The organism is Streptomyces sp. NPDC046557, assembly GCF_040645975.1.
Lineage (GTDB): Bacteria > Actinomycetota > Actinomycetes > Streptomycetales > Streptomycetaceae > Streptomyces.
Map to the genome: position 1 here is coordinate 80,985 of NZ_JBEYZH010000017.1, position 21,267 is coordinate 102,251.

At 69.7% G+C, this 21,267-nt stretch carries 16 protein-coding genes and 1 pseudogene; 7 read left to right on the plus strand and 10 right to left on the minus strand.

Translation table 11 applies throughout. The features are described 5' to 3' along the window. Positions 1 to 182: 182 nt before the first annotated feature. Positions 183 to 2,090 carry a bifunctional metallophosphatase/5'-nucleotidase gene (locus tag ABZ934_RS24640; RefSeq protein ID WP_361317006.1) on the plus strand — a complete coding sequence of 636 codons (1,908 nt, stop codon included), beginning with the start codon at positions 183 to 185 and terminating at the stop codon, positions 2,088 to 2,090. A gap of 37 nt (positions 2,091 to 2,127) precedes the next feature. Then, positions 2,128 to 3,696 carry an MFS transporter gene (locus ABZ934_RS24645; protein WP_361317008.1) on the plus strand — a complete coding sequence of 523 codons (1,569 nt, stop codon included), beginning with the start codon at positions 2,128 to 2,130 and terminating at the stop codon, positions 3,694 to 3,696. Positions 3,697 to 3,723: 27 nt separating this feature from the next. On the opposite strand, the pseudogene ABZ934_RS24650 reads toward ABZ934_RS24645, so the two are convergent. Both ABZ934_RS24650 and ABZ934_RS24655 read right to left on the minus strand, forming a co-directional pair. Further along, positions 3,724 to 4,300 (minus strand): annotated as a pseudogene (locus tag ABZ934_RS24650) (hypothetical protein); the annotation flags it as partial. 193 nt (positions 4,301 to 4,493) lie between these two features. Next, positions 4,494 to 4,850 carry a hypothetical protein gene (locus ABZ934_RS24655; RefSeq protein ID WP_361317011.1) on the minus strand — a complete coding sequence of 119 codons (357 nt, stop codon included), beginning with the start codon at positions 4,848 to 4,850 and terminating at the stop codon, positions 4,494 to 4,496. 274 nt (positions 4,851 to 5,124) lie between these two features. Here ABZ934_RS24655 and ABZ934_RS24660 point away from each other — a divergent pair, with 274 nt between their 5' ends. The 3 genes from ABZ934_RS24660 to ABZ934_RS24670 are packed head-to-tail and all read left to right on the plus strand — an operon-like array spanning position 5,125 to position 8,869. Continuing rightward, a complete protein-coding gene (locus ABZ934_RS24660) occupies positions 5,125 to 5,511 on the plus strand; it encodes a metalloregulator ArsR/SmtB family transcription factor (protein ID WP_361317015.1) in 387 nt (128 codons plus the stop codon). Then, positions 5,495 to 8,182 (plus strand): magnesium-translocating P-type ATPase, encoded by a 2,688-nt coding sequence (gene mgtA, locus ABZ934_RS24665; RefSeq protein WP_361317017.1) that lies wholly within the window; start codon positions 5,495 to 5,497, stop codon positions 8,180 to 8,182. The genes ABZ934_RS24660 and mgtA overlap by 17 nt, the downstream gene beginning before the upstream one ends. A gap of 24 nt (positions 8,183 to 8,206) precedes the next feature. After that, the gene (locus ABZ934_RS24670) at positions 8,207 to 8,869 is read left to right on the plus strand and encodes a transglycosylase SLT domain-containing protein (RefSeq protein WP_361317020.1); all 663 of its coding nucleotides are present in this window, start codon (positions 8,207 to 8,209) and stop codon (positions 8,867 to 8,869) included. Between the two features lie 50 nt (positions 8,870 to 8,919). Here the strand turns inward: ABZ934_RS24670 and ABZ934_RS24675 are convergent, their stop codons facing one another. Beyond that, on the minus strand, positions 8,920 to 10,434 hold the full coding sequence (locus tag ABZ934_RS24675; RefSeq protein ID WP_361317093.1) for an LCP family protein: 1,515 nt from the start codon (positions 10,432 to 10,434) through the stop codon (positions 8,920 to 8,922). A gap of 197 nt (positions 10,435 to 10,631) precedes the next feature. Between ABZ934_RS24675 and tatA the strand changes: the two genes are divergently transcribed. After that, entirely contained in the window at positions 10,632 to 10,907 is a 276-nt protein-coding gene (tatA, locus tag ABZ934_RS24680) for a Sec-independent protein translocase subunit TatA (protein ID WP_361317023.1), read from the plus strand. 179 nt (positions 10,908 to 11,086) lie between these two features. Here the strand turns inward: tatA and ABZ934_RS24685 are convergent, their stop codons facing one another. Then, positions 11,087 to 12,160, minus strand: a complete 1,074-nt coding sequence (locus tag ABZ934_RS24685; RefSeq protein WP_361317025.1) for a S1 family peptidase — start codon at positions 12,158 to 12,160, stop codon at positions 11,087 to 11,089. 379 nt (positions 12,161 to 12,539) lie between these two features. Here ABZ934_RS24685 and ABZ934_RS24690 point away from each other — a divergent pair, with 379 nt between their 5' ends. Beyond that, the gene (locus ABZ934_RS24690) at positions 12,540 to 14,111 is read left to right on the plus strand and encodes a metallophosphoesterase family protein (RefSeq protein WP_361317028.1); all 1,572 of its coding nucleotides are present in this window, start codon (positions 12,540 to 12,542) and stop codon (positions 14,109 to 14,111) included. Positions 14,112 to 14,817: 706 nt separating this feature from the next. Here ABZ934_RS24690 and ABZ934_RS24695 read toward each other — a convergent pair. The 6 genes from ABZ934_RS24695 to ABZ934_RS24720 all read right to left on the minus strand — a co-directional run bounded on the left by ABZ934_RS24695 (position 14,818) and on the right by ABZ934_RS24720 (position 21,257). Further along, positions 14,818 to 15,528, minus strand: a complete 711-nt coding sequence (locus ABZ934_RS24695) for a hypothetical protein (RefSeq protein WP_361317030.1) — start codon at positions 15,526 to 15,528, stop codon at positions 14,818 to 14,820. A 176-nt stretch (positions 15,529 to 15,704) separates the two neighbouring features. Continuing rightward, the gene (locus ABZ934_RS24700) at positions 15,705 to 16,919 is read right to left on the minus strand and encodes an SPFH domain-containing protein (RefSeq protein ID WP_361317032.1); all 1,215 of its coding nucleotides are present in this window, start codon (positions 16,917 to 16,919) and stop codon (positions 15,705 to 15,707) included. A gap of 68 nt (positions 16,920 to 16,987) precedes the next feature. Beyond that, positions 16,988 to 17,212, minus strand: coding sequence for a hypothetical protein (locus ABZ934_RS24705; RefSeq protein ID WP_361317035.1), 225 nt, complete (start codon positions 17,210 to 17,212; stop codon positions 16,988 to 16,990). Positions 17,213 to 17,746: 534 nt separating this feature from the next. Further along, on the minus strand, positions 17,747 to 18,985 hold the full coding sequence (locus tag ABZ934_RS24710) for a hypothetical protein (RefSeq protein WP_361317037.1): 1,239 nt from the start codon (positions 18,983 to 18,985) through the stop codon (positions 17,747 to 17,749). 20 nt (positions 18,986 to 19,005) lie between these two features. Beyond that, a complete protein-coding gene (locus tag ABZ934_RS24715) occupies positions 19,006 to 20,454 on the minus strand; it encodes a glycosyltransferase family 2 protein (protein WP_361317040.1) in 1,449 nt (482 codons plus the stop codon). Between the two features lie 53 nt (positions 20,455 to 20,507). Next, positions 20,508 to 21,257: a hypothetical protein gene (locus tag ABZ934_RS24720; RefSeq protein WP_361317043.1), complete on the minus strand. Its 750-nt coding sequence runs from the start codon at positions 21,255 to 21,257 to the stop codon at positions 20,508 to 20,510. Between the last annotated feature and the right edge of the window lie 10 nt (positions 21,258 to 21,267).

The following is a 21,267-nucleotide window of genomic DNA, read 5'->3' on the forward strand; positions in this document are numbered from 1 at the left end:
CAGTGCGGAACCCGCGCCACCCGTCAGGGGTATCGCGGACGGCTCCCGGCAGCTGGGAGGGTAGGCCCGTGATGAAGCGACGGGAGACGCAGACACGGGCCTGGGGTCGGAGTGCAAACGAGGGCGGGATGGGGCGTCGTGGATTCCTCACAGCAATGGGCGCTGCCGCCACTACCGTGGCCATGGGCGTTCCCGCGTACGCTACGGGCGCAGCGCGTGATGGGGGAACCGCTGACGGGTACGTCGACGTACAGCTGCTCAGCATCACGGACCTGCACGGGTATCTCCAGGGCGCGCCCGCCGGGTACTCCGTCATCCACGGCAACGGCGGTAAGAGCTATCTGGTCGGTGGCGTCGCCTACATGGCCGCCCACCTCGAGCGGCTCCGCGATGGGCGCCTGAACTCCATCTTCTTCGCGCCCGGAGACCTCTTCTCAGGCTGGGAGTTCGATTCCTGCGCCTTCGCCGACGAGCCGACCATCGAGGCCCTCAACCGCATGGGCCTGGACTTCGCCACAGCGGGGAACCACGAGTTCGACAAGTCGCCCGGCATGATGCGACTGCACATGGAGAAAGGCGTTCCGTTCCCTGTGGCGGGCCGGGACACCTCCTTCCCCGACTCTTCGGGCCGTGTCTTCCACGGCGCCGACTTCCCCTATTACAGCGCCAACACCACCTGGACAGCCTCGGGGCTGAACGTCCTGCCGCCGTACAACATCGAGTGGGTGCGCACCCCCGGCGGCGGGAAGCTCCCCGTCGGGTTCATCCACCTCACCGCCCTCGGCACCGAGTCGTTCCCCGGGTCCTTTCAGCCGGGCATCTCCACCCTGGACGAGATCGCCACCGCCAACCGCTACGCTGCGGAGCTCAAGAAGGTCGGGGTCAACGCGATCGTCCTCAGTGTGCACGACGGTGCCGTGGCGGGCGGTGACTTCAACAGCGGCGTCGACCCCTCCGGCCCCGCGTTCGACCTCGCGCTCCGTGTCTCCCCGGACATCGACGCGATCGTCGCCGGCCACTGGCACACGCGCTTCAACATGATGGTCCCCGACCCGGACGGTGTCCCGCGGCCTTTCGTCGAGGCGGGGTGCTACGGACAGGTCATCAACGAGATCAACCTGCGGCTCGACCCGAGCACCGGCGAGGTGATCCGCCAGCTCACCACCTCCACCAACCACCCCAACAGCCACGACATCACCCCGCACCGGGGGCTCACCGACCTCACCCGCTTCTGGGCGGGGCAGGCATCCGAACGCGATCGCAGCGGGATCGGGCGGCAGACGGGCTCCTTCCTGCGCACCCGGAACGCGGCGGGTGAGAGCACCATGGGCGACCTGGTCGCCGACTGGGCGCTGTGGGCGGGCCGCAGGCCGACCGACCCCGCCAACGACGCCAACATCCACCCGAATGCTCCGGCCGAGCTCGCCGTCGTCGCCGTCGCACCCAGCGCCGGCGTGGCGATCATCGCCGGCGATCTGGTATACGACGCCGCCTCCGACGGTGTGATGACCTTCGGCCAGGCATGGCGGGCCGTAGGGTTCGGCGACCCGGTCGTCGCGGCGTGGGTCAGCGGGCAGCAGATCCACGACGCCCTGGAAGAGCAGTGGACCCTCACCCCCACCGGAGAACTGCGCTTCGCGCCGCTCGCCGTCTCCCACAACGTGCGCTACAGCTTCGACGCGCTCGGCGCCCCGGGCGACCGAGTGGCGCCCGCAGACGTCCTGATCGACGGCCGCCGGCTCGACCCCGCCCGGAGGTACCGGCTGGCGGCCCCCTCCTACACGTTCCTCGCCTCCGACGGCTACCCGGCACTCTCCGGCTTCCAGGAGCCCTACCGCCACCAACGCGACTACGAGAGCTTCATCGCATTCATCCGCGACCGGCAGTCCCTCTCACCCCGGCCGACGGACCGTGTCACCGTGAAGCAGCCGACAGCGGCCACCGCCGACCCTGGAACCGTCGTAGACCCCGTGCTCCCCCTGTTGCCCGACGGCACCCCCATGCCGCGCACCGAAGCCGCGCTCCTCACCGCGGCCAGGCTTATGACAACCGCGCCGCCCGGAACGGGCGCCTTCCGACCACCGTGCTGAACCGGGAGATGCCGTCGGCAGGGCCGTCGGAGCCCCCATGGGCCACATCGAACTGCCGGCCACGCTGCCGCGTGCAGAACTCACCCTCCACCGCCGACTGCGGGAGCAGGGCAGCCTCGACCGAGCGGTACTCGACGCCATCCTGGAGGCGGGCTTCATCTGCCACCCCGACGTGGGTCAATGGCCGCGAGGAGAAGCTCGCCGGGCTGCGCTGCCTGACCGAACGCGCCACACCCGGCCGGGCAGGGTCTCCCGCTCGCAGGGAGGCGCCCAGCCGGAGCACCAGAGCGTCGGCTGGGACGCCGCGACGGCCGCCGGGCAGACTGTTCTCGCGCCGGCCGCCGCCACGTGTGTGCCGGGCCTCTGTCTTGGAGGTGTCGTAGCGGTGACTGGCCCGACCATGCCGGAGCGGGAGGGGGCGGGGGCCCCCGCCGGACGTTCGTGGCTGACGCGCAACGTGAAGGTGCTGTGCGGCGTCTCGTTCCTGCAGGACACCGCCAGCGAGCTTCTCTACCCCATCCTGCCGATCTTCCTCACCACAGTGCTCGGCGCCCCACCCGCCGCCGTCGGCATCATCGAGGGCGTGGCCGAAGGCGCGGCGTCCCTCACCAAGGTCGCCGCCGGACGCCTCGCCGACCGCTTCTCGCGCCGGCCTCTGATCGGCGCCGGCTACGGCTTGGCCGCGCTCGGCAAGTTGCTGATCGCCGTCGCCACCGTGTGGCCTCTGGTGCTGTTCGCCCGCTGCGTCGACCGGCTCGGCAAGGGCCTGCGCGGCGCGCCCCGCGACGCCCTCTTGATCAGCGGGGTGCCCATTACGGAGCGCGGCAAGGTGTTCGGCCTGCACCGCGCCGCCGATACCGCCGGCGCGGTGGTCGGCCCGCTGATCGGCCTGGCCCTGTACGAGGCGCTCGACCAACGCCTACGCCCGCTGTTCTGGGTCGCCGTCCTGCCCGCGCTCGCCTCCGTGGCCCTGGTCGCCGCCGTGCGAGACCCCCGCGCCCCGACGGCAGGCACGCCGCGGGCCAGACCGGCCCGCATTCCGTGGCGCGCCCTGCCCCGGCCATACTGGCGCGTCCTGGCGGCGCTGACGGCCTTCGGCCTTGTCGACTTCCCCGACGCGTTGCTGTTGCTGCGCGCGCATGACCTGGGCCTCTCGACGGCCGCGGTGATCGCCGCGTACGCCGCCTACAACCTCACCTACGCCGCGCTGAGCTACCCCGCCGGGGCCCTCTCCGACCGCCTGCCACGCGCGCTGGTGTTCGCTGCGGGCCTGGTCTTCTTCGCCGCCGGGTACCTCGGCCTGGGCCTCATCCACACACCCTGGCTGGTGTTCGTGATCCTGCCACTGTACGGAGGGTTCGCCGCGTGCACCGACGGCGTCGGCAAGGCATGGATCTCCTCGCTGGTTCCCGAACACCAGCAGGGCACCGCGCAGGGCCTCTACCAGGGCGTCACCGGAGCCGCCGTCCTGATCGCAGGAATCTGGGCCGGTCTCGCCTGGCACGGTGACGGCCGCATACCGCTGCTGGCCTCCGGCGCCACCGCGCTGGCCCTGGCCGCCGTACTGCCCGTGTTGGCCCGCGCCACACGTTCTCCGACGCGGTAGTCCCACCGGAGGCCGGACGCATGACGGTTACCAGTCTCCACCGCCGAAGTCCCCTGCTGAGTCGCCACCGTAGCCGCCGCCGAATCCGCCGGAGAAGTCCGACGTGTTGAAGTCGGATCCGGTGACCTCTCCGCCGCGGGGCAGTTCGGGCCCTGGGATGTCGGAGGCGGCGAATGCCTCGGGCGTGCTGAGCAGGCTTCCGAGCATGGTGCCCACCAGCAGGCCGCCGAGGACGCCACCGGTGACGCCGAAATAGCCGCCTGCCCAGGGGGCATAAGCGAGGCCCGCGTTCCAGTAGGGCTGCGGTCCCTGATCCGTGGCGACCATGCGGGTGTCGGGGGCCTCGCCGGCATTCACGCGTGCCGTGTGGGCGGCGCAGGCGGGCACGGGGCGTACCGTCCCGCCAGGCGGGGCCCACTGGACGTCAGCCGTGGCGGTCACCGGCTGCACGTCCTGGGGCCTGGACGGCAGCGGCCATCTGGACCTTCGCCTTGTCGTAGGCGTCCAGGGCCTGGGCGTAGTCCTCGCGCATCGCGTCCGTCGCACCGGGCTCGGATGGAGCGAAATCGAGCCGGTCCTACTCCTCACCGAAGGCGGTGATGTCCAACCCATGAGCCCGCCGCTGCCGAAACTGAACAGGGCCTGCGCGGCTTGGTCGGACACCAGGCCGGGGGGACGCTGCGCGGCGGGCAGGTAGATGTCGAAGGGGTGCAATGAGGCCACCACGCGGCCGTGGACGTGCGGTTCCAGCGAGCCGACGACGAACGCACCCGCTGCGGCCATGACCAATCCGAAGATCACCCAGCTGGTGCGCCGGTGACGGCGTACAGCATGAGGACGCACACCCCGAAGAAGACGAGCGAGGTGCCCAGGTCCCGTTCGACCAGGACCAGCAGGCTGAGCACCCAGACGGCGATGACCGGTCCGGCGTTGCGGCCACGGGGCAGGCTGACGCCCCAGAACCGGCGTCCGACCAAGGCCAGGGCATCCCGGTTGGCGGTCAGGTAACCCGCGAAGACGTGCGCGGTGATCGCCAGCGCACCCAGGCCGAGGCCGTGGACCCAGATCCCGGAGGGCAGTGCACCCTCCATGGCCAGGCCGACGGACGCGTGACCGAAGACAGCGACGAGGACGGCGAAGACGACCAGCAGCATCTCGGCGTTCCTACGGTGGCCGGCCCAACTGCGCGCATCCGATAGGCGGCCGCTCCGCATTTTCACTCTCCCCCCTGGCCCGTTCTGATCAGCAGCCCTGCACGCATGCTCGCATCACGGATCACATGCATATTTGCGCAATATAGCAAGTAAATCTGCGTGCGTACGGAGGGGCGGGCGATATGCCCGGCTTTGAGGCCCTGGGATGTCAGGGCGCACCTCAATGACATGAACCGGACGGCGGCACGGGCCTAGACTGGCCGGCATCAGGGACATGGCCCGAGGGCCGGATGGGAGAGCGGTTGTGGCGGCAGGTGTCGGCGACTTCGAGGATCCGCCTGCCGAGGTGTTGGCGGAAGCGGCCGCGTCGTTCGGGCTGCTGGCCTCGTCCGCCCGACTGCACATCGTATGGGCCCTGGCGCAGGGCGAGTGCGATGTGACCGGGCTCGCGGAGCGGGTGGGGGGCGCACTGCCGGCGGTGAGTCAGCATCTGACGAAGCTGAAACTGGCCGGCCTCGTACGGTCCCGGCGGGAGGGCCGACGGCAGGTCTACTTCGTCGACGACTCCGACGTGGTGACCGTGGTCCGGCTGATGGTCGGACAGCTGTCGGAGCGCACCGGGCGGTCGCCGGTGCGCCGCCTGCGTGACCTCGGTGCCTGAGGCAACCGCAGCCCGCGGCACCGGTCCCTCGACGACAGGGCAGGCGTGGGCTCGGCCGGAACCCGGCGGCTCTCCCGCTGACAGCACGGCGTCGTCCACGGCTGCACTCACGTCTCTTCAGTTGCTGCGGCAGCTGGACAGCGGGCCGCGCGGGCTCGTCGACTCGCGGGCCGAGGAGCGTCTGGTCCGGTTCGGTGAGAACACGGTCCCGATGTGGCGCGTGGCGTCCTGGCCTCGCCGCTTCGTACAGAGTCTGCGGGATCCGTTCACCGCGGTGCTGCTGTGTCTCGGGCTCGTATCCGCGGCGGTCTCGGCGTGGGGTACGGCAGGAGTGATCCTCTCGCTGGTGGTGGTCAGCTGTGTGCTGCGCGCGTCCGGGGAGCACCGGGCGGACCGGTCCATGGCCGGGCTGCGGGAACTGGTCGCCAGTACGGCTACCGTGCTGCGGCGCGCCGACGAGGACAGGGAACCGTGGGCCCGGGAGATCCCGGTCGGCCAGCTCGTGCCGGGTGACGTGATCCGTCTCAGCCCTGGCGACCTGGTCCCCGCCGATGTGCGGCTGCTGCGCGCGAACGGGCTGACGGTGCACCAGGCACCGCTGACGGGAGAGTCGGCACCGGTCGCCAAGTACCCCGTCGACGCACCGGCTCCGGAGCACGGCGGGTCGGACGGGGTGTTCGAGCAGCCGCAGCTGTGTTTCCAGGGCAGCAGTGTGGCCTCCGGAAGCGGCACCGCGGTTGTCGTGGCCACCGGGGCACGGACGCGGTTCGCCGCCGCCCACACCGGCCCGGGGCGGCGAGGGGCGGGTGCCTTCGACAAGTCCGTGCACGGTATCTCCTGGATCCTGATCCGGTTCATGCTGCTGACACCGCCGCTGGTGCTCATGGCCAACGCCGCTTTGCGCGGCCGGGGCCTGGAGACGCTGCCTTTCGCGGTGGCCGTGGCGGTCGGTCTCACCCCGGAGATGCTCCCTGTCGTCGTCACCACCGTCCTCGCGCGCCGGGCGTCCCGCCTGGCCCGCGAACACGGGGTGATCGTCAAACGGCTTCCCGCCCTGCACGACCTCGGCACCCTCGACGTGCTGTGCCTGGACAAGACGGGCACCCTCACCCAGGACCGGCCGGTTCTCGACCGCGCAATCGACGCGCGGGGCCGCCCGGATCCCCAGGTGCTGCGCTGGGCGGCCTTGCATGCGTGGTGGACTCTCCAGCTGTCCGATCTACCTGCCCCGGACTCCCTCGACGAGGCGATCCTGGACGCGGTCGACGAGGACGAGCTGCTGCGCCACGAGGGCGTGGCCGTGATCCCCTTCGATCCGGTACGCCGTCTTGCCACCGCCGTCGTACGCTCCCCCGGCGGCCTCGGGACCCGCACGCTCGTCGTCAAGGGCGCTGCCGAGGACGTACTCCAGCGGTGCGCGCTGGACGACGACGAGCGGACTCGCCTGCTCGGCCTCGCCGCAGACCTGGCCGACGGCGGTCTGCGTCTCCTCGCGATCGCCACCGCCGAACGGCCCGCTCGCCGTCGCGACTACACCCCGGCGGACGAACGCGGACTGTCGTTCAGCGGCTTCGTCGGCCTGCGCGACTCGCTCGCCCCGACCGCCTCCGAGGCCCTGGCCGTCCTCGCCGACCGGGGTGTCAGCGTCAAGATCCTCACCGGCGACCACCCGGGCACGGCTGCCCGCGCCTGCCGGGACCTCGGCCTGCACCCCGGCGAGGTGCTCACCGCCGACCGGATCGAACACCTCGGCGACTCGGAGCTTGCCGAGGTCTCCCGCCGTACCACCGTCTTCGCGCGCTGCACACCCGAGCACAAGGCCCGCATCGTCACCGCCCTACGCGCCGGCGGGCACACAATCGGCTTCCTTGGCGACGGCATCAACGACGTTCCCGCCCTACGCGCCGCCGATGCCGGGATCTGCCCGCGCAACGCCGTCGACATCGCCCGGGAGAGCGCCGACGTGGTCCTTGCCGACAAGGACCTCACAGCCATCGGGCACGCGATCAGCGCGGGACGGCACAGCAGCAGCATCATCGCCGACTACCTCCGCATCACGCTTTCCTCGAACCTCGGCAATGTGATCGCGATGCTCGCGGCCGGCATCCTGATGCCGTTCCTGCCCATGCTTCCGGCCCAGGTACTCGTGCAGAACCTGTGTTTCGACGGTGCACAGCTCGCCTTCGCATACGACCGGCCGGCGCCGACCGCACTCCGCCGACCGAGCGCGCTGCGCCCCCGTGAATTCCTGCGCTTCATCGCGGGCTTCGGGCTGCTCAACTCCCTCGCCGACCTGGCCACCTTCGGCGCCCTCGCGCTCGCCCTGCATGCCGGACCCGACGTCGACGGCGGCAGCCAAGCCGCTTTCCACGCCGGGTGGTTCACGGAGAACCTCCTCACCCAGAGCATCGTGATGCTCCTGCTGCGCACCGGCCGCCGGAGCCCGGGCCTGAGCCGGAGCCTGACCCGAAGGCGGAGCCCGGTCCTGTGGGCTGCCAGCGCGCTGGGTGTCATCGGTATCGTCCTGCCCCAGTCCCCGCTCGGCCCGCCCCTGGCCATGTCCGGGCTTCCGCCCGCGTACTACGTACTGCTCGCCGCCGTGCTCACGCTCTACGCGGCCGCTCTGGCCGCGGCCAAGCACCGGTACCACGATCACCAAGCGGATCAATAGAGACCCTGCGGGAGGACGACACGGATGGCTGGAGCCCGACGACGTTGGTGGTGGTTCACATGGGCGGGTGCGGCCGTGGCCGCCTGGGCCATGGCGCGTAGCGGTCCTGCCGAGGGTCCGGAGGACCGGCCACAGGCGGCGGTCTCGGACACTCCCTCCCCGAGCGCGAGCATCAGTCGGTCAGGGCCGCGGCCCGGCTCGGACTACGATCCCGCTCGTTTCGCCCCACAGGTCCGGGCGTGGGCCGGCAAGGCGGGCGTCAGCCCGCAACTGGTGATGGCGATCTTGTACAACGAGTCGTACAAGCCACACGACCCGGACCTGGAGCGGGCCTGGCAACGCCACAAGCCGGATTCCGCCTTCGGCATCGCGGACATGCACCGGGCCGCCTTCGAGGAGGCCAAGCAGGGACGGGATTTCGCCGCCCGCCGGTGGGAGGAACTGCCCGATGACCAGGATCTGGCCATCGAGGCGGCTGCCTGGCACCTGCACGACCTCGCCGGCCAGCTACCCGACCGTTGGTCGGGCCCCTACAACAGAGACGAACTGCTGGCCCTCGGATACAACGCCGGGGCGGGCAATATGGACGCATTCGCCCGCGGCGCGACACCGGGCAGCCTGGCCCAGTCCTATCTCGACCGGCTTCGCGACAACTGGAGCAAGGCCGCGGCAGCCGTCGGGGCCTGACCCCGTCCCAGTCTCGTCCGCCCCAGTGCCTGTTCCCCGCTCCCCCGCCTTCAGCCGTTCGAGAGGCCGGTGCAGAGGTCGTCGTCCCCGGAGCGGGCTTCGGCGGCGACGGCCGAGGGCAGTGCGGTCGGCCCGGCGGCCGCCGGGCCCGAGGCGCTCTCCGCGTACGACTGCCCGAGGATCACGCTGACGCCCGCGTCGGTGGTGGTGCGCAGGTCAGTCGTTGCGAAGAGCCGTGCCGCCGCTTCGGCTTGGTCCTTCCGGCCGGGGCCGTACTCGATCACCGTCGTGCGGTAGTCCTGGGTGCGCGCTGTGGCCGTGCGGGTGATGTTGAAGTCAGCGGCCTTCAATGCCTCGGTCGCGCGGGCAGCCAGCCCGGTGACGGTGGTGCCGTTGTAGACGGCGATGTCGATGCCCTTGCCGGAGATCGGTCCGCTCGCACTTGGCGCCGGTGATGGCCCGGGGGCCTGCTTGGCGTCCTTGGCACCGGAGCCCTTGCCGCCGGCGTCCTGGCCGTCGAGGGTCCGGTCTGCCTTCAGCGCCGCCCACAACGCACCCGCGTCCGGTTCGACTATCGCGACGCGCGCGCCCTCGTAGCGCCACGGAACCGTGAGGAATTTCGTGTTGTGAAGGTCGATGTCCGCCATCGACATGGCGAAGGAGACCAGCTTGTCCGGCGAACCCAGGCCCGGATCGACGGTCATGGACTGCGTGGCCGCGTTCGCGAGCGGCAGCAGCCTGGTCGGGGTGAGCCCGTCGCTCTTCACCTTTTTCAGCAGACTCGCCACGAATGCCTGCTGGCGCTTGATGCGGCCAATATCCGACCCGTCGCCGATGCCGTGCCGGATGCGCACGTAGTCAAGGGCCTGCTGGCCGGACACGGTCTGCTCACCCTTGCCGAAGATGCGCCGGCCGCGCGTGGCGAGGTGGGGATTGAGGTCGTTCTCGTAGATGTCCTTCGGGACGCAGACCTGCACGCCTCCCACGACCTCGGTCAGCTTCGAAAACCCGATGAAGTCGACGACGATCGTATGGTCGACGCGCAGGCCGGTGAGCTGCTCGACGGTGTTCTGGGTACAGGCGGGGTTCCCTTTGGCCGTGTCGCCCACCGAGTAGGCCGAGTTGAACATGACCTTGCTCTGCGGCTTCGTCCAGCGGCCGTCGGGCAGCCTGCAGGGCGGTATGTCCACGAGGCTGTCGCGGGGAATGGACACGGCTACCGCGTGCTTGTGGTCCCCGTACACGTGCAGGAGGAAGGCGGTATCGGAGCGACCCGTGTCGGCCTTGTCGCCGCCCCCCAGGTCGCTGTTCCCGCCGGTGCGCGCATCCGAGCCGATGACCAGGACGTTCTGCCCATCCCGGGAGGCAGCGGGCCGGTTGCCGGAGATCCCGTCCGCGCCGAACGTGTCGATATTGCCGTTGAACTTGAAATAGGCCCAGCCGATGCCGGCGGTCACGAGTACGAGCAGCGACAGGGCAGTAGCGAGCGAGAGCCGTACCCGGCTGCGTCCTCTCCGCCTGCCGGAGGTCTTGAACTGCACGCCGTCGGCGCGGGTGGGTGCCATCCGGGGGCTGCGTATCACCGCGCGCCCTCCTTTGTCCGGTCTCGCGTCTCATGTCTCATATGTGATGCGTCGCGCTCCGCACGGAAAGACGACCGAACGCACCCCCGAGTTGTACAGTTGCGCAATATAGCAATTCTTCTTGTGGGGGTGGCCGTCGTGCCGCGTCCTCACTACACGCAAGGAAAGGGCGGCCGGCGATGCTGCGCAATGGACTGGAACCCTGGCACCTGCTGATCGTGGCGATCGTGCTCATCGTGCTGTTCGGATCGAAGAAGCTGCCCGACACCGCCCGCTCGCTGGGCAAGTCGTTGCGCATCCTCAAGAGCGAGGCCAAAGCGATGAAGGAGGACGGAATGCCCCCGTCCGCAGAGACCGCACCGACCGGGCAGACTCCCTCGCGGACGATCCAGGCAGCTCCGGGAGACGTGGCCTCGGCCGTCCCTGTGCCGGAGAGCGGGACCCGGACCCCTTGACCTTCCACCGGGTGCAGGCGCAGGGGCCGCCCCCCTGGAGCCGAAGAGACGCGGATCAGCGCGCGCGGACTCCGGCTCCCACACGCAACAAGCGGTGCGGGAGCCGGAGTCCGTAGCCCTCTGGCACCTGCCGTACGGAGGCCACTGGTTTACGAGGCGCCACCGCGAGGGACAGGCGATTACCCGATCTGTGCTCCGTACGCCTGGAGTGCGTCCGGCACGGGCTGGAAGAACGTCTCGCCGCCCGAGCTGCAGTCGCCGCTACCGCCGGAGGTCAGGCCCAACGCCGTCTCCCCGTCGAAGAGCGAGCCGCCGCTGTCGCCGGGCTCGGCACACACGGTGGTGTCGATCAAGCCGCTGACCTGACCCTCCTGGTAGGTGACCGTGGCATCGAGACCGGTGACCTGGCCGCCGTAGACACCGGTGGTGGAGCCGCTGCGCTGTACCTGCTCGCCGACGGTGGCGTAGCCGGCCCCGCTGATCGGCTGGGAGGAGCCGTCGTACAGGTCGACGGCGCTCGCGTGGTCCGTGTCGACGGTGTAGCGCACCAGAGCGTAGTCGTGGCCGGGGAAGGTCGATGCCTGGGTAACCGCGAGGTCCGAACCACCTTGCTGGTCGGACCAGTGGGAAACGTCGTTGCCGCAGTGCCCTGCCGTGAGGAAGTACGGCTGTCCGCCGACGGTGACGTTGAAGCCGAGCGAGCAGCGGGCGCCGCTCCCCCAGATCGCATCGCCGCCCGCGATGAGGGGCCGGAACGTACCGGACGTGGTCTTCAGCATGGCCGAGTCACCAAGGCTCCGGACCACCTTCGTGAGCCTCGCGAGGCGGTCGCCGGTGACCGTCCGGTCGGCCTTGACCACCACCTTGTTGGTCAAGGGGTCCACCGACCAGGCGGTGCCGGGGATGGATGCCTGATCCTTGAGTGTCCTGCGCGCCGAGTTCAGCTGAGCCATGGAGCGCTTGACCACGCGGGGTTCGGCGCCCGCTCTGCGGACGCTGTCGGCGGTCGCGTCGTCGACCACGTTCACGATGAGCTTCCCGGTCTTGGCCTCGTAGTACGAGCCTGCCGTGCGGTCCGCGAAATCACTCTCCACGCGATGCGCCAACTGCCGCGCCGAGGCGGCGGAAAGGGCGCTCGGGACGGGTAGGGGGGCGGCGGCCGCGTTCTGCGTCGCCAGCATCGCACCGGTCAGCGCCAGGGCTCCCGCCGCGGCTGTGGCCGCGCGCCGCCCGGACATCCATTGCTGCTTCAACTCCGAACCTCCAGTGGGGGATGGGCCCGGCCAGGGGGTCGCCGGGCCCGGAGGACGTACTGGCCGGACGCGCCCGCCGGGGTCCGACAGTCGCAATGTCGCGTCCATGCCAATCAACGAGCCGAGTATCCCGATCCTTGCAGCCTTGCGCAACCATGAACGTGCGTCATGCGTGGTGGAGTTGGGGGTGGCGCCGGTCGCGTTCACCGTTCACCCGGACCGCCGTCCCGCAACCCGTGTTCGACGTCGAGTCCCGGCCCAATCGCCCGGCCCGGGGTATCGGATCGGGAGAATCCCGGGAAGTCTCATGGGGATCCGTACCTCCCACGTTCACCTGGCAGTGAGATTCGCGTCGTCTGAGGAGAGAATGTTTCGCGCCATGGACCTTCCCAGTTTCGGTATCCCCCAGAAGCTCGCCTCACGGATGAGCATGGCCGAGCAGCACGACTACCTGCGCTCGAAGTTCACCCGACGCGCCGCGCTCCGCGCGGGCGCGGTCACGGCGGCCGTCGCCGGGGTCGGCCTGAGCAGCGGCGCGGTCACCCCGGCCTACGCAGCACCCGCGGTGCTGACCTCCACCGCCCGCCGCGGTGTCGACGGCGCACTGGCCGCGCCGTTCGGCCGCCACCTGCAGTACGGCGCCGACCCGAAGACCCAGATGCGGGTCTCCTGGCAGGTCCCGTTCGCGGTCAAGCAGCCGTACCTGAGAGTCGGCACCAGCCCTTGGTCGCTGAGCCGGAAGATCGACGCCGAGGTCCGGCACCTGACCACCCCTGCCCTGAACGGCGGCAAAATAGCGGCCGCAGAGCAGTTCTACCTGCACGTCGGCCTGGACCGGCTGCGTCCGGGCCAGACGTACTACTACGGCGTCGGCCACGACGGGTTCGACCCGGCGGACCACCGCAACCTGGGCACCCTCGGCACTTTCACCACCGCGCCCCCGCGCGCCGAAGACTTCACCTTCACCGCCTTCGGCGACCAGGGCGTCAGCTACCACGCACTCGGCAACGACGCAGTGCTGCTGGCCCAGAACCCGGCCTTCCACCTGCACGCGGGCGACATCTGCTATGCCGACCCGTCGGGCTCGGGCACCTCGGGTGACGCCTACGACGCGCGCACCTGGGACCAGTTCCTGGCGCAGACGGAGACGGTCGCCAAGACCGTGCCGTGGATGGTGACGACCGGCAACCACGACATGGAGGCCTGGTACTCGCCCCAGGGCTACGGCGGCCAGAACGCCCGCTGGTCCCTCCCGGCCAACGGCCCGGACCCGGTCAACCAGCCCGGCGTCTACTCCTTCGTGCACGGCAACGTCGGTGTCATCGCGCTCGACGCCAACGACGTCTCGTACGAGATCCCGGCCAACTTCGGCATCAGCGCGGGCAAGCAGACCGCGTGGCTCGACCGGCGCCTCGGCGAGCTGCGCCACAACCGCGATGTCGACTTCATCGTCGTGTTCTTCCACCACTGCGCGTTCTCGACCACCAGCTCACACGCCTCGGAGGGCGGGGTGCGCGACCTGTGGGTGCCGCTGTTCGAGAAGCACCAGGTGGACCTGGTCATCAACGGCCACAACCACGTGTACGAGCGCACCGACGCCATCAAGGGCAACAAAGTCGCCCGCAAGGTGCCGATCGGCGAGCGCACCGACCCGACGCAGGACGGCATCGTGTACGTCACGGCCGGCGCGGCGGGCCGTTCGCTGTACAGCTTCCCGGTGCCGGACTCGTACGAGGGCCACGTCGAGGACCGCGACAGCGTAGACACCTACCGCTGGGTCAAGGGCGGCACGAAGGCGACCGAAACCGTCGAGTGGTCCCGGGTGCGTTACACCAACTACTCGTTCCTCGCGGTGGAGGTCGAGACCGGCCACCACCCGAAGCTGAAGGTCAGCGCCCTCGCCGAGACAGGCGCGCGCATCGACCACTTCGAGATCCAGCGCGGCAGCTAGTGCGTCGATCGGGCGAGTCGGCCGGCTGATCGGTTCCATCTGCCTGCCCAACCCGTCGGTGTCGGTCGGTCGGTGATCAGTGTTGCGATGTGGAACCGGATCAGCCCTTGATACAGGCTGATCCGGTCCTCGGGGGTCGCTCGCCGGGCGGATCATCGCCGCTCAGATCGGCCACCACCTACGGCGGGCGGCATCGGCCGGCGCCCACTCCGTGATGCGGGTCTACCCGTCCCGGGGCGGTGACCCAGCGCAGGGCGGATGACCGCCTTCGCGCCGGAGACGCTTCACCTCAAGGTTTCCGTGCAGCAGTTCGGCGCTCAGCTCTTCGAGCGCGCCGAGCAGTCCGCAACCGCGTCGTTCGCGAGAGCGCTCGGACCCGGTCCGGCGCGAGTCCGTCCAGAACATCGATGTTCACGACATCCCGGGCGTGGCCACCACCCGGTCACCATGAGCGACCACTGCCCGGATGAGCTCTCGTCTGAAGCCAGAACTGGTCCCAGTGACGAACCAGACCCAGCCTTCGCCGGCCACCGCGTCGTGCCTGCCGCTCATCGCGTGCTCCCCTGCCGTGCTGTCGCTCTGCGGTTCCGGCCGGTGTTCGCGCATGGACATGCCGAGCCAGAGGCCATGTCCCCGCCGGTGCACCCTAAGGGGTCTTTCGACGCCCATGATGACAACCTGCCCGACGATCAGTGATCGCCGACGGCTACTTGAGGATGTTGACGGCGCGCGCCACGACGAGCACGACGGTCAGCAACGAGACGGCTGACTGCAGCATCATCAGCATCTTCGCCCACCGCGTCGCCGGCATCACATCGGTGGGACTGAACGCGGTGGCGTTGGTGAACGAGAGATAGAAATAGTCCGGGAAGGCCGGTTCCCATTGCGGCGGGGCGAGTTCGGGGTTCTCCATCTGCGGGAAGAGAAAGTCCGGGTACGTGTGCGTGGCGAGTACGCGGGCGGCCGGGCCGCCCCGGTCCCCCTCCCAGTACCAGAGGGCGAAGGCGATCACATTCGTCAGCCAGATACCGCCGCCGGTCACGAGCAGCGACGGTGCGTCAGCACCCTCCGTTCCCCGTACCAGGCCGATCACCAGCCAGACCGCGGACCAGCCGTTGGCCGCGCTGATGACGGCCGTCAGGACCAGCCCGGCGATCCGATAGATCCGTGAGGACCGCTCGATCCGGCGCGGGTTGCCCGCGATAAGCGCTATCACCAGCACGAGCTCAAGTCCGGGCAGCAGCCACTCAGGCTTGATCGTCAGGCGTTCCGGAAGCGTCCACTGCAGCGCGACGGCGGTCAGCACGGCGGCGGTCGAGGCCCATCGATTCTCGCCCCGCGTCACCCGCCGCCAAGCGGGCAGCGGGCGGTGCTCCGGGCTGCTGGGGAACTCGAAGTATTCGGGAGGGTGTGTCACGGGGCCATGGTGGTAGCGCGGGGACGCCGGTGTCCACCGACGGCTCGGTGCGATGTCACAGGTGTGCCCGCTGATCATCCGGACGCCGCGAAGTCACCCCGCGAGGCGCCGACCGAAGCACTGGCGGAGCGGGCTGCGGGCGCGGCCGGCGCAAGCTCAGACAGGACGGGAGGCCCTCAGGATTCGGAGGGCTTCTGATTCACCTTCACGAATGCGGGCACGGGCTCCGTCCCCTTGGTCTGCGGAGCGCCGACTGCCTTCCTCTGCAGGGTGTCCAGGATCGCGAGGCCTTGGCCTACGATGCCGGACATGACCTGGCTGACGCCGTCGGCGCCGTTCAGCACGGTCAGTTGGGCGCCCGTCAGCCCGTTGGCCGCCGCCTCGGCCAGGACGGGGAGTTGCTCGACGATGCGGCTGGCTGCGATGAGCTCCTGGTTGCCGTGTTGAAGCGAGGCGGCAAGGAGGTTGTTCGCGTCGGCACGCGCCTGCGCGACCGTCTTCTCGGTGTACGCGCGGGCGTCTGCCTCGAACCGCGTCCGGTCACGACCGGCTTCCGCGAGGGTGCGCTGGCGGTACGCCTCGGCGTCGGCCGGCCGCCGTACCTCTGCCTCCAGGCGCTGCGCCGCGAGCGCCGCCTGCCGCTCGGCCAGCGCCGTCTGGGCTTCGATGACCTCCTGAGAAGCCCTGGCCTGGGACAGCGGGCCGGCCTGCGCCGCGCGGGCGTTGCTCTGCTCCGTCTCGGCGAGGAATCCGGCCCGCTTGATCGCCGTGTCCCTCTCGTACTGGGCTTTGAGCGCGGCGGCCTGCTGTTCGCGTTCGGTCGCTTCTTGGTCCGACTTGGCCTGGGCGATACGGGCTGCGCTGGCCACGGCCGCGGCATGCGGGGCGGCGAGGTTGGTGATGTAGCCGGAGACGTCGCTGATCTCCTGGATCTGCAAGGCGTCCACCACGATGCCGAGCTTCTCCATCTCGGAGTGGCTGCCTTCCTTGATCTCCTGGGCCACTCGGTCCCGTTCCCGGATGATCTGCTCGACGGTCAGCCCGCCGATGATCGAGCGGAGGTGGCCCGCGAAGATCCGCCCCACCAGCTGCTCCATGCTGGTCTGCTCGTCCAGGAAGCGGCGCGCGGCGTTGGCGATGGATGTCTGATCGTCGCCGACCTTGAAAACGGCGACGGCTCGGACGCCGATGCGTATGCCCTGCTGGGTCACGCATTCCTCGGCTATCTCCGCTTCTCGCAGCGAAAGGGAGAGCACGCTCGCCTTCTGTTTGACGGGCATGACCCAGCATCCGTGACCGGTGACGATACGGAACTGCGCGTCGCCGGTCCGACGCTTCGAGCCGGAGACGAGCAGCGCTTCGTTGGGGGCGGGAACGTGCCAGAACAACATGGGAGGCCCTCCTGGTCCGATGAGACCGGTTTCGGATCGTCTTCCCGAGTTTGGATGGCAATGCGATGTCAAATGGGGGTCAGCGGTTCCACCGTCACCGACCGTGCCGAGGTCCGGTCGGTGACGACCACCTGGGTGTGCAGGGCGACGGGCCTCTCCGACCAGGCTGCGAAGGCCTCGCTCCCGCCGCGCAGGGGCAGCAGAACCTCTCCCGGCCCGTCGGCCGGGATCGACACGGTGACCCGCCCGATGATCCCCACGGGGTCGAAGTCCGTATCAAGCTGATCCTTCACCCCGGGACTTCCGATCTTCGACGGGATCCTGCCGAAATGGCGCTCGTCTGGCAGGTGTAACCGTCGGGGCATGCGGGCATCCGGCATCCGTCGCACCCCCCGACCCTTCCACGGTACTCCTTCGGCCGACCTACGGACCCGCCCTGCCGGAAGCATTCCGGCCACGTGGGATCCGACGTGCGGTGCCGCGTGGGCCACCTGGCCGTGAAGGTACGTTTGCCGCCGCGACGCCTCCGGGGCGCGCGGTGGGGCCCGCCCCCTGGGATGCGGAAGCCCCCAGATCCGGTTCCGCGGGCAGATCGCAAGGCTCATCCCCCCACCGCACATCGCGCTTCACGCCGGCCCCCTTGGCCCGCGTGACCAGTTGATCGAGGTCGCCAGACCCGGAGCGGGTGGCGGGCGGCGCGAGCTGCGGGGCGGTCTGCCGCAACGCGCCGAGCGCACGCGCACGGGCGTATCTGCTCCGGCATCCGCCGTCGGCGTCCTGAGCCCGATACGGGTGACGTGACGCAACCCGTTCCCACGACCGGCGGGTCACGGCGTGGGGGTGGGACCCGGACCCGGGTAAGCGGAGCCGAAGCAGGAGCGGATCTCCTGTTCGGTCGTGGGACGCCCCGCGAAGTTGAATCGGGACTCCTCTTCCTTCGGAGCGGCCTTGGGGCTGGAGTCGAAGTAGATCGACCACCAGTAGACGCCCGCCATCCTGCGCCGCTGGACGACCTGGCACACGGCCTTGTACCAGTTGGCCTGCACCTTGGGGTTCACCTGGTGCCTCGCGTAGAAGTCGCCCGGTGCGTGGTACGCCCCGTCCATGGCGCTGATCCCGGCCTCCGCGAGCACGACGCGGGGCAGCGCGTCCTTGGTCTTCTTGTCGAGCCAGGTGTTCCAGCCTGCCACCAGCTGCTCGACGGGCGCGTCGTCGGCCACTTTGACGGGGAAGTAGGCGTCGACGCCGAGACGGTTGACGGGGACGTCGATACGGCCGCCCACGTAGTTGTCCCAGTTGGCGTCGTAGGAGACCTCGCCCTTGAAGCGCCTCTCCGCTGCCGCGATGAGCGCATTCCAGGCCGGCTGCCCTTCCATGGAGTTCAGCTCGGTACCGATCACGAAGGTCGCCGCCTGCTGCCGCTGGGCCGATTCGAGGTACGGGGCCAGGAACGCCTCGTAGGACGTGAACCAGGCGTCCTTGTCGGTCGGTTTGATGTTTCCGCGCCAGCCCTCCGGCGGGTTGAGCGCCGCCTCGTCGAGGATGGGGCGGACGGTGGTGCGCAGGCCGGCCTCGTGGAAGACGCGCAGGACCGTGTCGAGGTGCTCGGGGGTCGGGGTGTTCCTGCCGGCCGCGAGTTTCGTCGAGGTACGGCCCTCCGTGTAGAAGGGGAAGGACACGGCGACCGAGTTGGCGTTCAGTCCGACGAGGTAGTCGGCCTGCTCGCGGGCCTTCTTCTCGATGTACTCCTCACTGTGTTCCTTCTTGTCCTCCCAGAAGATCTGCACGCCCCACTCCGGCCCCCCGGGCTTCCAGGGCTTGTCCACCTTCCGGGCGGGGGTGGAGACCTTGCCGCCTGCGGACGCGCCGCTGCCGTCGGCGAGGACGGTGCCGTCTCCGGTCCCGCTCCGCGCCGGTGGCGAGTCGTTCGTGACCAGGATCGGCTTGAGGGAGCCCGCCGTCCAGCGCAGCGGGTGGTCACCGACCACGAACGGCAGGCCGAGGACGAGGGAGGTCACGGTCACCGGCAGGACCGCGAGCAAGGGGACCTTGGAACGCTTCTTCATGATGAGGGGCTTCCGGTTGCTCACGCGGGCTTGGCGATGACGACGAACTTGTTCTCTTCGCGCTTGATGAACTTGATCAGCCCGCGCAGGCCGCCGAGCCCTTCCATCACGGAGAACAGGGGAATGAGGCCCAGGACGGCGACGGGCTCCCACCAGCGGCGCTTGCCGTCGGCGGAGACCAGGGAGTTCAGCCGCAGCCCCTCCCAGTACGTCCAGATGACGTACGCGAAACTCAGCGACCACATGATCACGACGGACTGGGTCACGGGCGAGGTGTTGAAGTCACCGATGAACCACGCCACGAGGAGCACGGTCGCGACATGCTGAAGCGGGCCGAGGACCCAGCTGACCATGCACAGCATGAGGAACCAGCGGTACCGGAACGGGACCGTCCGGTTGAAGCAGAGGGCGACCAGGCCCCACGCCCAGCGCTCGCGCTGCTTGATGAAGTCCTTGGTGGTGGCCGGCGAGGCACCGTAGCAGCGGCCGTTGAACCAGTCGCTGCGACCTGGGTACTTGCGGCAGAACGTGAGGGCGAGCTGGGCATCCTCGACGATGGCCTTGGGTCCGAAGTCCCAGCCGATGGTCGCCTCGATGGAGGCCCGCAGGAGCAGCAGCTCACCGTGCACACCCGCCACGGGGGTCCCGAGACCGGTGAAGGCCCGGAACCGGGCGATGTCGTCGGCGGGGCGGACGGCGTCGGCCAGCCAGGTAAAGCGGTTCACCGCGTTCTCGCGCGGGTAGGCGAGGATGCCCTGCGCCATATGTTTGGCCTGGTCCCCGGCCCGCCGCTGCCGGTTGATGAACTGGGCCATGGAGGCGGCGGTGTCGGGACCGACACCCGTGTCGTCGTCCATGTGCAGCACCCAGACGTCGTCGAGCGCCTCCCCCTCCTCGATCCGCAGCTCATGGGCGTAGTGGTTGGCCCGGGCCTTGAAACGCGTCCCGTTCGCCGTCTCGTACACCTTGGGTACCGTGACCACCCTGATCAGCGGGTGCACGGCGGCCAAGTCGTCGATCCGGTCCGTCGCCTCGCAGCCCTCCTCGGTGAGGACGTCGACCCTCATACGGGGGAAGAAGGAGGGCAGGTACTCCACGTAGCTGAGGACGGAGCGTTCCAACGCCGGGTACGTGTCGTGCCGGCCGATGGTCGGGACCAGCACGACGAGGAAGTCCTCCTCCACCGGTACCGCCGGCGCCATCTCGTGCGACTTGCGTATGCGACGACGGATCAGCAGGACGCCCTGGAAGCCGACCATGACGCCGATCGCGGGCAGCGACCAGATGACCGACAGCGTCCAGCCCAGCGGGGTCGGGTTCGGCTCGAAGACCCAGAGGCCGAAGCTGACGAGGATCAGGAAGGGCAACAGGAAGGCAAGCACGCTGGGCTTCCAGTCGGCATGCCGCTGCATCATCTTCGCGTCGCGACGGGAGGTGATCGCGACCTCTTGGACGGGGACGGGGGACATAGGAGTGGTCCTTCTGCGATCGCCGGATCAGCTCGCGCTGCGGCGGTGTCTGCCTACGGCTGGGGCGGCTGCTGGGGCTGGGCCGGCGGTTGCGACTGCTGGGGCGGCTGCTGCTGCCAGGAGGGCGTGCCGCCGTAGGGGCCGGCCCCGTAACCGGGCTGCGGCTGTCCATAGCCGGTCTGCGGCAACTGCGGCTGTCCATAGCCCGTTTGCGGCTGTTGGGGCTGCTGGGGCTGGTAGGACGGCGGCGCCCCGTACGGCTGCGGGGCTTGTTGGGCGGCTGCGCGCTGGGCCTGCTCGTGTGCCTGCCGTGCCGCGTGGGCCTGCTGGCTCCACGGGTTGACCGGTGGCTGCCACGGCTCGTACGCGGCGAAGTCCCGGAGCAGCAGCACGATGAGAGCCGCGGTCACGAGGAAGCCGGCGCCGAACGTCGCCAGCTTCAGCCCACCCTGGAGGGTGGAGGTGAAGTAGTCGGTCTGCTTGGCATCGAACATCGCGCCGGTCAGACTGCGCAGCCGGTTGTAGCCCTCGATGGCCGCACCACCGATGATGACGCCCCGGCCGAGGGTGTTGCCGCGCAGTACCAGAAGGCCGCCCGCCACATACACGAGGCCCCAGTTGAGGTTGAACGTCTCGGACGCTCCGGAGCCGTCGCTGGTGCCGTAGTAGACGATGCCGCGCAGGAAGTCAACGACGCCGACCTGCCAGAAACAGTTGTACACAGCCCAGATGAGCAGGACGCCTGCCCAGCCCATCGCCACGAAGGCGGCTACCCGGTGGGCGCGCGGCGTTGAGGCGGTCAACTTCACTCCT

What these genes read in the sequence shown, in the direction of transcription:
- ABZ934_RS24640 (WP_361317006.1), top strand. Translation starts at nt 183, where the DNA reads ATGGGCGTTCCCGCGTACGCTACGGGCGCAGCGCGTGATGGGGGAACC.
- ABZ934_RS24645 (WP_361317008.1), top strand. Translation starts at nt 2,128, where the DNA reads ATGGGCCACATCGAACTGCCGGCCACGCTGCCGCGTGCAGAACTCACC.
- ABZ934_RS24655 (WP_361317011.1), bottom strand. Translation starts at nt 4,850, where the DNA reads ATGCTGCTGGTCGTCTTCGCCGTCCTCGTCGCTGTCTTCGGTCACGCG.
- ABZ934_RS24660 (WP_361317015.1), top strand. Translation starts at nt 5,125, where the DNA reads ATGGCCCGAGGGCCGGATGGGAGAGCGGTTGTGGCGGCAGGTGTCGGC.
- ABZ934_RS24670 (WP_361317020.1), top strand. Translation starts at nt 8,207, where the DNA reads ATGGCTGGAGCCCGACGACGTTGGTGGTGGTTCACATGGGCGGGTGCG.
- ABZ934_RS24675 (WP_361317093.1), bottom strand. Translation starts at nt 10,434, where the DNA reads ATGGCACCCACCCGCGCCGACGGCGTGCAGTTCAAGACCTCCGGCAGG.
- tatA (WP_361317023.1), top strand. Translation starts at nt 10,632, where the DNA reads ATGCTGCGCAATGGACTGGAACCCTGGCACCTGCTGATCGTGGCGATC.
- ABZ934_RS24690 (WP_361317028.1), top strand. Translation starts at nt 12,540, where the DNA reads ATGGACCTTCCCAGTTTCGGTATCCCCCAGAAGCTCGCCTCACGGATG.
- ABZ934_RS24700 (WP_361317032.1), bottom strand. Translation starts at nt 16,919, where the DNA reads ATGTTGTTCTGGCACGTTCCCGCCCCCAACGAAGCGCTGCTCGTCTCC.
- ABZ934_RS24710 (WP_361317037.1), bottom strand. Translation starts at nt 18,985, where the DNA reads ATGAAGAAGCGTTCCAAGGTCCCCTTGCTCGCGGTCCTGCCGGTGACC.
- ABZ934_RS24715 (WP_361317040.1), bottom strand. Translation starts at nt 20,454, where the DNA reads ATGTCCCCCGTCCCCGTCCAAGAGGTCGCGATCACCTCCCGTCGCGAC.